General features: G+C 60.0%; 8 protein-coding genes and 7 pseudogenes. 10 read left to right on the top strand and 5 right to left on the bottom strand.

Annotated features, from left to right (window positions below):
* The first annotated feature begins 53 nt into the window (after positions 1–53).
* The 5 genes and pseudogenes from BA011_RS38380 to BA011_RS38365 all read left to right on the top strand — a co-directional run bounded on the left by BA011_RS38380 (position 54) and on the right by BA011_RS38365 (position 2,959).
* Positions 54–1,037: an IS5 family transposase gene (locus BA011_RS38380; protein WP_065284677.1), complete on the top strand. Its 984-nt coding sequence runs from the start codon at positions 54–56 to the stop codon at positions 1,035–1,037.
* A gap of 154 nt (positions 1,038–1,191) precedes the next feature.
* A pseudogene (locus tag BA011_RS38375) lies at positions 1,192–1,597 on the top strand (transposase); the annotation flags it as partial.
* Between the two features lie 56 nt (positions 1,598–1,653).
* A pseudogene (locus BA011_RS43700) lies at positions 1,654–1,785 on the top strand (transposase); the annotation flags it as partial.
* Positions 1,786–2,052: 267 nt separating this feature from the next.
* A complete protein-coding gene (locus BA011_RS38370) occupies positions 2,053–2,673 on the top strand; it encodes a hypothetical protein (protein WP_237352872.1) in 621 nt (206 codons plus the stop codon).
* 4 nt (positions 2,674–2,677) lie between these two features.
* Positions 2,678–2,959, top strand: a complete 282-nt coding sequence (locus BA011_RS38365; protein WP_065284808.1) for a type II toxin-antitoxin system RelE/ParE family toxin — start codon at positions 2,678–2,680, stop codon at positions 2,957–2,959.
* 67 nt (positions 2,960–3,026) lie between these two features.
* Here BA011_RS38365 and BA011_RS38360 read toward each other — a convergent pair.
* Positions 3,027–3,236, bottom strand: a pseudogene (locus BA011_RS38360) (IS6 family transposase); the annotation flags it as partial.
* A gap of 48 nt (positions 3,237–3,284) precedes the next feature.
* Positions 3,285–4,268: an IS5 family transposase gene (locus tag BA011_RS38355; protein ID WP_065283479.1), complete on the bottom strand. Its 984-nt coding sequence runs from the start codon at positions 4,266–4,268 to the stop codon at positions 3,285–3,287.
* A gap of 239 nt (positions 4,269–4,507) precedes the next feature.
* On the opposite strand from BA011_RS38355, the gene BA011_RS43695 reads away from it, so the two are divergent.
* Positions 4,508–4,747: a hypothetical protein gene (locus BA011_RS43695; RefSeq protein WP_420493465.1), complete on the top strand. Its 240-nt coding sequence runs from the start codon at positions 4,508–4,510 to the stop codon at positions 4,745–4,747.
* Here BA011_RS43695 and BA011_RS38350 read toward each other — a convergent pair.
* On the bottom strand, positions 4,729–5,712 hold the full coding sequence (locus BA011_RS38350; protein WP_065283479.1) for an IS5 family transposase: 984 nt from the start codon (positions 5,710–5,712) through the stop codon (positions 4,729–4,731). The two genes, BA011_RS43695 and BA011_RS38350, sit on opposite strands and share 19 nt — an antisense overlap.
* A 403-nt stretch (positions 5,713–6,115) precedes the next feature.
* Between BA011_RS38350 and BA011_RS43690 the strand changes: the two are divergent.
* Positions 6,116–6,474, top strand: a pseudogene (locus BA011_RS43690) (transposase); the annotation flags it as partial.
* Positions 6,475–6,752: 278 nt separating this feature from the next.
* On the opposite strand, the pseudogene BA011_RS38345 reads toward BA011_RS43690, so the two are convergent.
* Positions 6,753–7,790: pseudogene (locus tag BA011_RS38345) on the bottom strand (IS110 family transposase).
* A 183-nt stretch (positions 7,791–7,973) separates the two neighbouring features.
* Between BA011_RS38345 and BA011_RS45815 the strand changes: the two are divergent.
* A pseudogene (locus BA011_RS45815) lies at positions 7,974–8,333 on the top strand (transposase family protein); the annotation flags it as partial.
* Between the two features lie 52 nt (positions 8,334–8,385).
* Here the strand turns inward: BA011_RS45815 and BA011_RS38340 are convergent.
* Complete coding sequence (locus BA011_RS38340) at positions 8,386–9,366, bottom strand: IS5 family transposase (protein ID WP_065284172.1); 981 nt, start codon at positions 9,364–9,366, stop codon at positions 8,386–8,388.
* Here BA011_RS38340 and BA011_RS46020 point away from each other — a divergent pair.
* Together BA011_RS46020 and BA011_RS46735 are read left to right on the top strand one after the other, a co-directional pair.
* A complete protein-coding gene (locus BA011_RS46020; protein ID WP_151343780.1) occupies positions 9,350–11,227 on the top strand; it encodes a non-ribosomal peptide synthetase in 1,878 nt (625 codons plus the stop codon). The genes BA011_RS38340 and BA011_RS46020 overlap by 17 nt on opposite strands.
* Positions 11,194–11,775, top strand: a pseudogene (locus BA011_RS46735) (AMP-binding enzyme); the annotation flags it as partial. The gene BA011_RS46020 and the pseudogene BA011_RS46735, both read left to right, overlap by 34 nt.
* Positions 11,776–11,873 lie beyond the last annotated feature (98 nt).

Here is an 11,873-nt window from a genome sequence, read left to right as displayed (position 1 = left end):
TCAACGGTTTGGCGATAGGCAGGCAGGATCGAAATCAGTTTGATCCGAGTGCCATGCCGTACAAACACAACGCCGATCGTCGTCATCGCGTCGGAAAGATGAAATTCAGGGTGACGAATTGGCGTGACTACGAAGCAGGTCTGCGCCGGCGTGGTAGCCTGACCTTATGGGTAACGCCGGAGGCACTGGCAGGATGGCGCGCTCCGCGACGCAAGACCCGCGGCGGCCAAGCCCAGTATTCCGATCTCGCCATTGAGACTGCGCTGACGCTGGGTTGCGTCTTCGCAATGCGGCTGCGCCAGACCGAGGGATTGCTCCACTCGCTGCTGGATCTCATGGGGCTGAAAGTCCCAGTTCCAGATCATACGACGCTGAGCCGTCGGGCACAGAAGTGGGAGCCATCAGCCCGACGAAACCCGCCGCTGCCGGACGGCCCGCTGCATGTGCTTGTCGATAGCACGGGATTGAAAGTCTACGGCGCCGGGCAGTGGCTGGAGAAAAAACATGGCGCCAGATCACGTCGCAACTGGCGCAAGCTGCATCTGGCAGTGGATGCCAAAAGTGGCGCGATCATTGCCCATGGGCTGACAGACCAGAAAACGGATGATCCTTCCCAGGTGGCACCGCTGCTCGATCAGATCGACGGCGAGATCGACCAGTTCACGGCCGACGGAGCCTATGACGGCAAACCAACCTATCGGTCTATCCTGCAGCACAGCGCAACCGCGAACATCGTCATTCCACCGCGTTCCACGGCGGTGGAAAGCGGTGATACCGGACCGCCTGGTCAAAGGGACAAGCACATTGCCGCAATCGCAAGCGACGGTCGGCTGAAATGGCAGGCAGCCGCCGGCTACGGCAAGCGTGCGCTGATCGAAACCGCCATCGGACGATACAAGGGGCTGATCGGATTGCGCCTGCGGGCCCGCTCCTTTCCGGCTCAACAGACCGAGGTTGCCATCGGTTGCATCGTTCTCAACCGCATGCTGGCATGTGGACGCCCGGAGTCTGTCCGGCGTCAAGTCACGCAGGCATAACCAACTACATCAAAGATCGAAATGCCCTCGATTTCATATCCGCGCACCAACGCCATGCGCACGCCCTAAATCCATCCGCCGCAATGGACCGACCACATAGATAGCCCCATCGCAGATCCAGATCCGCTCAAGTCCCGATCCATGCACCAACGCCCTTCTGGACCAGATCGGTGGCCCCGTCGAGAAGTTCATTGCCGACGGCGCCTATGATGGAACGCCAACCCGAGATCCTTCTGGCGACACGCTTTGGTGAGATCGTGGAGGTCATTATCCCACCTCCCAAGACTGCCGTTGCCAGCCCTCAATCGGTGCTGGTTCCATCTGTCCGCGATCGCCATATTGCAGAAATCCAGACCAAAGGGCGGATGGCATGGCAGAAATCCGCCGGCTACAACAAGCGCAGTCGCGCTGAGACCCAGATGGGTCGATGGAAGGCTGTGATCGGGCCCAAACTCAAAGCACGACATTTTGACAATCAGAAGACTGAAGCGAAGATTGGCGTCCGTGTTCTTAACCGGATGACAGAACTTGGCCGGCCCAAGTTCGAGCGCGTTGCATGAAAAATGCAGTGGATAGGGTTGCCTCGTCCAAAGTCTGATCCATGCAACAGTGCTGATTGAAGCTGTTGAAGATCGGCGCCCAGGTCCGCGTCTCAGTCCGCCGCATCAAGGTGGCGATGGCTTCGGCCTGCCCCTATGCCGAGGAGTTTGCTCTGGCTCACGCCCGAATATGCGCTGCGGCCCGATGATGCCGCCGGACCTGAACCCACCCACCAACGAAAAAGGATACATCACCGGCCCAGACAAAACGCCCCACATCGCGGCGACGGCCGCGCGCGTCTTCGGCTGCGAGCCCGGCCCCGACCGCCGCCAACAGCCCAACGTCAACCAAAGCCACAGGCGCTGTGAGAGATGCGGGCTAGTTCTATTAAAGATAGAGAAAGATAAGCGGACGTCGCCGTTCGGGCTGCTCACGCATCCCTGCGACGGTTCCGGCCCGCGCAAACTGCGGGCCGGTGTGGCACAAACTTAACAAAAACCGCACCACCCACACTCGCGGAAAGCTCCCTTATGGCTTTAGAAATGAAGAAGGTGGCGAAGCCGTTGCCAAAATGGTAAATTCGTGCAAACATCTGATAAACGCATCGCTTTTATTAGAAGGGATTGCCATGCAGCCGGATACTATCGATGGCAAAGCCGTCAAAAACCTGGCGATCGCTCACGCACTCAACGGCGCCGTTATTTTTGGGCAGCCGGGCGGGTTTGCCGTTCTCGTGAAATATGGAGCGAACGAAAGAGCTGTGGCCGCTCAACGATCGCGCCGGATGCGAATCTGGCGGAATCTGAACACGGCTGCTGCTTATGTTCGTGACGAGCTTGGACTTGAACGGTTCGAAATCGACATGACCGAACATGATCCGGCTGCCGTGGAACGCAAGCGGCCTGATACGGCGGAACGTCAGCGACAACTCCATACAGCGGGGGAACATGATGCGTGGTTCCGAAGCCAGGTGCAAAAGGCAATGGATGGGATTGAGGATGGCTCGAATCGTGCAATTTCCGAGGACGAATGGGCGGATAAGGCGCAGTTGAAGCGGGCGGACCTACAGCGCCGTATTGGCGCGCAAGGTCGCTGAGTACATGCGGATCGTCAGGCGTGATTCATATGCCATCGATCTCGACAAGATCGTTGACCATATTGCATTGGACAATCCTTTGGCAGCGCTCAATATGTGGGATGAAATTGAGCGACAGGTTGAGCGGTTGCGTGACTTTCCTCGCTCCGGCCGCACAGGCCGAATGCCGGAAACAAGGGAATTGGTTGTGTCCGGGACGCCCTTCATCGTGGTCTATGTAGTATCCGACGATGTGGAGTTAGTTCGTGTCCTGCATGGCGCGCAGCAATGGCCGCCCGAAAATTAGACACCGGCTTGGCCTCGTAAACTTAACGGATGAAAGGCCAGCGAAAGACGCCATCCGCAGATATCTCTCATGCTCGGGCAATTTTCGCCCACAGGCTCATCGCCGCCGTGCGCAATTCGCGATGGTGGCCGGAGGAGATGTCGTGGCGCGGGATTTGAAATAGGTTGGCGATCGGATCATGGATGGAGACGAAGCGTTGTAGATGTCGCTGTGACTTGAAGCGCTTCATGATCCGCTCTCGCCGCCGGACTGGTTGGTGAGAATTCTCCGCGGCGTTGGTGCGCGGATATGAAATCGAGGGCATTTCGATCTTTGATGTAGTTGGTTATGCCTGCGTGACTTGACGCCGGACAGACTCCGGGCGTCCACATGCCAGCATGCGGTTGAGAACGATGCAACCGATGGCAACCTCGGTCTGTTGAGCCGGAAAGGAGCGGGCCCGCAGGCGCAATCCGATCAGCCCCTTGTATCGTCCGATGGCGGTTTCGATCAGCGCACGCTTGCCGTAGCCGGCGGCTGCCTGCCATTTCAGCCGACCGTCGCTTGCGATTGCGGCAATGTGCTTGTCCCTTTGACCAGGCGGTCCGGTATCACCGCTTTCCACCGCCGTGGAACGCGGTGGAATGACGATGTTCGCGGTTGCGCTGTGCTGCAGGATAGACCGATAGGTTGGTTTGCCGTCATAGGCTCCGTCGGCCGTGAACTGGTCGATCTCGCCGTCGATCTGATCGAGCAGCGGTGCCACCTGGGAAGGATCATCCGTTTTCTGGTCTGTCAGCCCATGGGCAATGATCGCGCCACTTTTGGCATCCACTGCCAGATGCAGCTTGCGCCAGGTGCGACGTGATCTGGCGCCATGTTTTTGCTCCAGCCACTGCCCGGCGCCGTAGACTTTCAATCCCGTGCTATCGACAAGCACATGCAGCGGGCCGTCCGGCAGCGGCGGGTTTCGTCGGGCTGATGGCTCCCACTTCTGTGCCCGACGGCTCAGCGTCGTATGATCTGGAACTGGGACTTTCAGCCCCATGAGATCCAGCAGCGAGTGGAGCAATCCCTCGGTCTGGCGCAGCCGCATTGCGAAGACGCAACCCAGCGTCAGCGCAGTCTCAATGGCGAGATCGGAATACTGGGCTTGGCCGCCGCGGGTCTTGCGTCGCGGAGCGCGCCATCCTGCCAGTGCCTCCGGCGTTACCCATAAGGTCAGGCTACCACGCCGGCGCAGACCTGCTTCGTAGTCACGCCAATTCGTCACCCTGAATTTCATCTTTCCGACGTGATGACGACGATCGGCGTTGTGTTTGTACGGCATGGCACTCGGATCAAACTGATTTCGATCCTGCCTGCCTATCGCCAAACCGTTGACAAAGGATCCATGCACCAACGCTTCGGTCCGTCCATTTCTGCTCGCCAGGGAATATGATAAGTAGCTTATGCACGTAAAGCTTTAGCCAATTCGGCTTTTGTCGGATGGCTGCGCGGTTCAGCCGCGAAAACGATTGTTTGCTTCAGTTTCAGCAGCCCGGATCGGCTATGTGCTGGAGGAATTGGATGGTTACGGAGTCTGGAGATGACCCCGCTGCGGGACAGGAATGGCCGGCGCACCTGGAGCGGCGGCGCTGGTGCTCTTGCGATTTTCGACGCATGACCTCACCGAAAGAACAGTTCCAGTCCTGGCGATCACATATGGCGCCGCTTGTGGATGTTCATCTGCCGGAGGCGTTGGTGCGCGGATATGAAATCGAGGGCATTTCGATCTTTGATGTAGTTGGTTATGCCTGCGTGACTTGACGCCGGACAGACTCCGGGCGTCCACATGCCAGCATGCGGTTGAGAACGATGCAACCGATGGCAACCTCGGTCTGTTGAGCCGGAAAGGAGCGGGCCCGCAGGCGCAATCCGATCAGCCCCTTGTATCGTCCGATGGCGGTTTCGATCAGCGCACGCTTGCCGTAGCCGGCGGCTGCCTGCCATTTCAGCCGACCGTCGCTTGCGATTGCGGCAATGTGCTTGTCCCTTTGACCAGGCGGTCCGGTATCACCGCTTTCCACCGCCGTGGAACGCGGTGGAATGACGATGTTCGCGGTTGCGCTGTGCTGCAGGATAGACCGATAGGTTGGTTTGCCGTCATAGGCTCCGTCGGCCGTGAACTGGTCGATCTCGCCGTCGATCTGATCGAGCAGCGGTGCCACCTGGGAAGGATCATCCGTTTTCTGGTCTGTCAGCCCATGGGCAATGATCGCGCCACTTTTGGCATCCACTGCCAGATGCAGCTTGCGCCAGGTGCGACGTGATCTGGCGCCATGTTTTTGCTCCAGCCACTGCCCGGCGCCGTAGACTTTCAATCCCGTGCTATCGACAAGCACATGCAGCGGGCCGTCCGGCAGCGGCGGGTTTCGTCGGGCTGATGGCTCCCACTTCTGTGCCCGACGGCTCAGCGTCGTATGATCTGGAACTGGGACTTTCAGCCCCATGAGATCCAGCAGCGAGTGGAGCAATCCCTCGGTCTGGCGCAGCCGCATTGCGAAGACGCAACCCAGCGTCAGCGCAGTCTCAATGGCGAGATCGGAATACTGGGCTTGGCCGCCGCGGGTCTTGCGTCGCGGAGCGCGCCATCCTGCCAGTGCCTCCGGCGTTACCCATAAGGTCAGGCTACCACGCCGGCGCAGACCTGCTTCGTAGTCACGCCAATTCGTCACCCTGAATTTCATCTTTCCGACGTGATGACGACGATCGGCGTTGTGTTTGTACGGCATGGCACTCGGATCAAACTGATTTCGATCCTGCCTGCCTATCGCCAAACCGTTGACAAAGGATCCATGCACCAACGCTTGGCAATGTTGCTCTCGCTTTCGTCGAGAAGGCGCGCGTCCGAGCGATCTCGAGCTGGCCGAGCGTGGTTGTAGGATCGGGACGGGATCATGGCCTCGCTGTCGGCTCACGTCCGTGGCCAAGGACATCCCAAAAGGCATTATCCTCGCTATCCGAACATCTATTAGCGCGTAAGCCGACGCTGCAGCCTGGGCGGATGTCTGCGAATTCCGAGATTGAACCGGACAGGATTCCGATCAAAAAGCCGGACGGCATTCCGCTTAATTTCTGGACAGTTTGAACCGCCCCGCCTTTGCCGGAGACCCCAACTCGTGAGAAGTAGGCTCTATGACAAGCAAGACGACGAACAAATTCTCCCCTGAAGTCCGTGGCCGAGCCGTTCGAGTTGGGATGGAGCATCAGCCGAACATGCCTCGCGCTGGGCAGCGGTATCTTCCATAGCTGCCAAGATCGGCTGCTCGGCGCACACGCTCAACGAGAAGAAGGCCGAGGTCGACAGCGGCAAGCGGGCAGGTCTGCCGAGCGTCGTTGCGGAAAAGATGAAGGCTCTGGAGCGCGAGAACCGTTAACTTCGTCAGGCGAACGAGATTTTGCGCAAGGCGTCCGCCTATTTGCGATGGCGAGCTCGACCGCCCACTGAAGCGATGATTTCCTTCATTGTGTTTCGGCGTGCAAATTTGGGTCTTCTCTATTCGGCGTAGTTGCGTCAAGCACTTTTGAAGCTTTCCATCTGCCGGCCTTTGATGTCCTTTAACGGGCCCTTGCTTCTCTTCGGGATAGGCTTCCTGGCCTTCCCATCATGGGATCAGAAGAACGAGGCGGTGCAATCTGACTCACGTCCTAACCGTCGTAACAACCGGTACAAGACCCAAAGCGCACTCACCTCATCCGTCGTCCCGCAAAGGACATCGTTCCGCCGGTCAGCGGAATTCCAAAGCTTTACTTGGTCGGTTGCGACGCCGGATCAGACGGGTATTACTTCATTTTCCCTTGTCCACCGGAATTCAGAGCTGTCACTCCACATGCGATGCATGATCACCGCCAATCGCCTTGCCAGCGCTACGATCGCCTTCGATCGACCGCGCCTCCGGGCAATATTCATTGCCCAGGCCTTTAGCCATGACCATTTCTTCACACGGCTCAGCATGACCTGCGCCGCTTCATAGAGAAGGGCACGCATCATGTCATCGCCGCATAAAGAAACGCGTCCGACACGATGACTCTCCCCTGACTGATTGAGCACCGGGGTCAACCCGAGTGCTGGCCCGACTGCACGGGAGTTTTTAAAGCGAGCTGGGACGTCGATGGTACTGACGAAGGCAAGCGAGGTGACGGGGCCAACTCCGGGGATTGTCATAAGGCGTCGGCAGGTGTCGTCGTCGCGCACCAGATCCAGGACTTTCCGATGCAACTTCGCGAACTCGGCGCGCAGCTTCTCTCTGGCGGCAAGCAGAGGCGAGATGATTTCGCCAAGATCAGGCGTGCCGTCGATAAGCTCGTGAATGCGAGCTTCGAAACCGATCGTTCCGATGAACCCTACCTTTAGGCCGAAGTTGCGTAACAATCCCCGGATATCATTCTCTATGGCAATCGCCTTCTCCTGCAGAAGCTTACGTGCTGTCAGCAAAGCGCGGCGTTTCTGGCTCGTCAACGTCTTCACGTGAACGGGTCGAAACAGATTGACCCGCATCATCTGCGCGATGCCGCGGGCATCGTTGCGATCGGTCTTGTTCACCTGCGCTTTCAAGAAAGCCTTGGTGTGGCGGGTCTAAATACAAACCGCAGGCAACCCGGCTTCAGCCAAACCGCTGAATAACCATTGAGACAGAGGACCAGCTTCAAGCCCTATCCGAACAAGGTTATATGCCCGGTTGTTAAGAGTCGAAACGAGATCGTCTGGGTGGCTCGTAACCTTCAACTCGCGGCAAATTTTCCCCGTTTCGTCGATAATGCAGATCGCCGTCTCTTTCACAGAAACGTCCCGTCCGGCATAATACTTCATGCTGCGCTTCCTTTCCTGATGCTTGTGGCTGCTCATACAGACCACGTTCTATCATCAGCTCGAAGCGCAGCACCTCAGTCGCTGCTGCCAAATGTAGGGCTCAAGCCGAATATCCCCTCTGACTCAGTTTTGATGCAGTTGTAACGATGCTGCTTCGCTGGTTTCCACAAAGGAATCAGCCTGATGAGCACCAAGTTTCGCCCCTCTGATTTGGTACCGGCTGGTTTCATCGCCGAACGCATCACCCACATTGACGATGAGACCTGCATCTTGCTTACTCGAGCCGGCGCTACCGCGTCATGCCCGGCATGCGGACGAATGTCGCGAACGGTTCGAAGCCGCTATTGCCGCCAAGTCGCGGACCTCCCCCTGTCGGGAAGGCGCGTCAGACTTCTCGTCCGCACGCGGAGGTTCACCTGTGATGCGGTGCTCTGCGGCAGGCAGATATTCGCCGAGCGGTTCGGGGATGTGCTACCTCCCTACGCCCGACGAACCGGGCGTCTCGAGCATCTCGTCCACCATCTGGCCCTCGCGCTTGGAGGGACGTGTTGCAGGGATCAGATTCTGTACGAGATAACCCCACCCTTGGGATTTTTCATACAACACGCCGGAATTCTGGACGGCCAAGTTCAGTCATCCGGTTGAGAACGTGGACGCCGATCTTGGCTTCTGTTTTCTGATTGTCGAAGTTCCTCGCTTTGAGTTTTGGCCCAATGACCGTCTTCCATCTACCCATCTGGGTCTCCACCCGGCTGCGCTGGTTATAGCCGGTGGATTTCTGCCAAGCCATCCGGCCCTTGTTTTCGATTTCGGCGATATGGCGGTCCCGTACCGTTGGATTGAACGCCGATTGCGGACTTTCAACTGCTGTCTTGGGAGGCGGGATAATGATCTCCACGATCTCGCCGAAGCGTGTCTCCAGAAGATCACGGGTCGGCGCTCCGTCATAGGCGCCATCAGCGATAAACTTGGCAACTGGGCCATCAATCTGATCCAGAAGACCTGGCAAAGCGGTCGGATCGCCAACATCATCCGTGGTTAGATCCGCGCAGACAATCTCACCACTAGCAAGATCAAGACCAATGTGAAGCTTGCGCCATCTTTTACGTTTCACCTTGATTGTGTGCTTGTTTTCCAGCCACTCGCCCTCACCGAAGACTTTTAACCCCGTGCTATCGACCACCAGATAAACAGGACCGGACGCTCTGGCTCCGGACTTTGTCGACGGCAACGCCAGCCCTTTGCTCCGGCGCGACAGGGTGGAGAAGTCAGGCACGGCAATATCGAACTCCATCAGCGCCGCAACGCTGCGCATCAGACCTTGGGTCTGGCGTAGCGCCAGCCCGTAGACGACGCGTAGGGTCAAGCACAATGTGATCGCCAGATCCGAGTATTTCGGCTGACCGCCCCGCGATCTCCGCCTCGGCGCCGTCCATAAAGCAAGGGCCTCATCACTCACCCACACGGTCAAATCACCACGTTGACGCAGGCTTTCATTATAGGCCGCCCAATTCGTCACCTTAAACTTCTGCTTGGCTATCTTGTCCCGTCGGTCGGCATTGAACTTATGCGGCATCATCAAAACCCCGATCAGGAGACTGAAAACCAAAGCCCAATATCAGTCGCCGGGTGATCCGCGCAACAACGCCCTGCCGCAGGCGCTCAACGATCGGCTGCGGCAACAGGCGCGGCGGCTGGGGGTGAGCCTGGCGAGCCTTTGCCATCTGGCCTGGGGGCAGGTGATGGCGCTGAGCAGCGGGCGCGAGCAGGTGGTGTTCGGCACGGTGCTGTTCGGCCGCATGCATGCCGGTGCCGGCGCCGACCGGGCGCTGGGCCTGTTCATCAACACCCTGCCTGTGCGGCTTGACCTCGACGGGACCGGGGTCGAGGCGAGCGTGCGGACCACGCATGCGCGGCTTTCCGAGCTGCTGGCGCACGAGCATGCCTCGCTGGCGCTGGCGCAACGCTGCAGCGGGGTGGCGGCGCCGGCGCCGCTGTTCAGCGCGCTGTTGAACTACCGTCACAACACGCCGGCCATGGCCGGCGTGGGAACAAGCGACGTGCTGTCCGGCCTGGAATGGCTGGGCAGCGAGGAGCGCACCAACTATCCACTGACCCTGTCGGTGGAGGATTCTGGCGAGGCGCTCGGCCTGACGGCGCAGGTGGTGGAGCCGATCTCCGCCGATCGGATCTGCGGCTACATGCAGCAGGTGCTCGAGCAACTGGCCGAGGCGCTGGAGCATGCCCCCAATAGGCCGGTGCGCGACCTCGACATCCTGCCGGCCGCCGAGCGCACCTATCTGCTGGAGGATCTGAACCGGACGGCGGCGGATTATCCGTCGGAGCGGTGCATCCATGAACTGTTCGAGGCACAGGTGCAAAAGGCGCCGGAGGCGGTGGCGGTGGTCCATGAGGAGGAGCGCCTAAGCTATGGCGAGCTCAACGCGCGGGCCAACCGGCTGGCCCATCATCTGATCGCCCTTGGGGTCAGGCCGGATCAGCCGGTGGCGATCTGCCTGGAGCGCAGCCCGGCGATGGTGGTGGGTCTTTTGGCGATCCTCAAGGCGGGTGGCGCCTATCTGCCGCTGGATCCGGCCTATCCGTCGGCGCGGCTGCGGCAGATTGTCGAGGATGCCGCACCGCGGCTGCTGCTTTGCGATGCCGCCGGACGCGCCGCACTCGGCCCCGAGGCGCTTGTCGATCTGACGGTGGTCGATCTGGAGACGGCCACCCCGGCCTGGGCCGAACTGCCGGCCTCGAACCCGGACCCGCGCGCCCTTGGCCTGAGCCCGCGCCATCTCGCCTATGTCATCTACACCTCAGGCTCCACCGGAACCCCAAAGGGCGTCATGGTCGAGCATCGGGGGTTGGTGCGTCTGGTGGCGGGCAACGATTTCGTCGAAATCTCGCCGCAGGACATCTTTCTCAATGCCTCCTCGCCGACATTCGACGCGACCACGTTCGAGGTCTGGGGTGCCTTGGCGAACGGCGCCAGGGTTGTGCTCTATCCTGGACGTCACCTCTCGAGCGCAACGCTGGCCCAGATCATCCAGGACCAAGGCGTCACCATCGCCTGGATGACTGCCCGGTTGTTCGACGTCTATATCGCGGAGGGGCGGAGCACCAATCGGCTACAGCAACTGCTGGTCGGGGGCGAGGAGGTCTCCATCGCTTCCATCAGGGCATGCCAGAAGCGACATCCGACGCTGCGAATCTCAAATGGCTACGGCCCGACAGAGAACACCACCTTTAGTCTTTGTTATCCGGTGCCTGCTGAGTTCGATGGCCGGCAACGAGTGCCGCTGGGTCGACCAATTCGCAATTCGGTGGCCTATCTGTTGGATCGGTTTGCCCAGCCGGTGCCGTTCGGGGCGGTGGGTGAGCTTTACATCGGCGGGGCGGGGTGGCGCGTGGCTACCTCAACCGTCCCGAGCTGACGGCGGCGCGGTTCATCGCCAGCCCGTTTGTGGAGGGCGACCGTCTGTACCGGAGCGGCGACCTTGGGCGTTATCTGCCGGACGGCAATCTGGAGTTTTTGGGCCGCAACGACGATCAGGTGAAGATCCGCGGCTTCCGCATCGAGCCGGGCGAGATCGCCGCACGGCTTTGCGAGCACGAGCTTGTCGGCGATGCGGTGGTGGTGGCGCGCGCCGACCGCGCCGGCGACCAGCACCTTGTCGCCTATGTCGTGTGTGGACCCGAGGCAGGATCGGACGACGAGGATGGAAGCGGGCTGGCCGGCGCCTTGCGCGCCCATCTGGGCGGGCGGCTGCCCGACTACATGGTGCCGGCTGCCTTCGTGCGGCTCGAGGCGCTGCCCTTGACGGCGAACGGCAAGCTCGACCGCCAGGCGCTGCCGGCCCCCGACGACGATGCCTATGCGCGGGCGGCCTATGAAGCGCCGCAGGGCGCGGTCGAGACGGCGCTGGCCGGGATCTGGCAAGAGCTCCTCGGTGTCGAGCGGGTCGGACGCAACGACAACTTCTTCGAGCTCGGCGGCCACTCGCTCCTGGCGGTGCAGCTGATGGAGCGGCTGCGGCTGCTGTCGCTGGGGTGGAGGTGCGCACCCTGTTTGCCAGGCCG

This window comes from Rhizobium leguminosarum (assembly GCF_001679785.1).
In the GTDB taxonomy this organism is placed as follows: Bacteria; Pseudomonadota; Alphaproteobacteria; order Rhizobiales; family Rhizobiaceae; genus Rhizobium; species Rhizobium leguminosarum_R.
The sequence above is the reverse complement of the archived record's forward strand: the minus strand, read 5'-3'. Positions and strand labels throughout refer to the sequence as shown.

Excerpts from the sequence above, each read along its gene's own strand:
- BA011_RS38380 (WP_065284677.1), top strand. The coding sequence starts at position 54 with ATGCCGTACAAACACAACGCCGATCGTCGTCATCGCGTCGGAAAGATG.
- BA011_RS38365 (WP_065284808.1), top strand. The coding sequence starts at position 2,678 with ATGCGGATCGTCAGGCGTGATTCATATGCCATCGATCTCGACAAGATC.
- BA011_RS38355 (WP_065283479.1), bottom strand. The coding sequence starts at position 4,268 with ATGCCGTACAAACACAACGCCGATCGTCGTCATCACGTCGGAAAGATG.
- BA011_RS43695 (WP_420493465.1), top strand. The coding sequence starts at position 4,508 with ATGGTTACGGAGTCTGGAGATGACCCCGCTGCGGGACAGGAATGGCCG.
- BA011_RS38350 (WP_065283479.1), bottom strand. The coding sequence starts at position 5,712 with ATGCCGTACAAACACAACGCCGATCGTCGTCATCACGTCGGAAAGATG.
- BA011_RS38340 (WP_065284172.1), bottom strand. The coding sequence starts at position 9,366 with ATGCCGCATAAGTTCAATGCCGACCGACGGGACAAGATAGCCAAGCAG.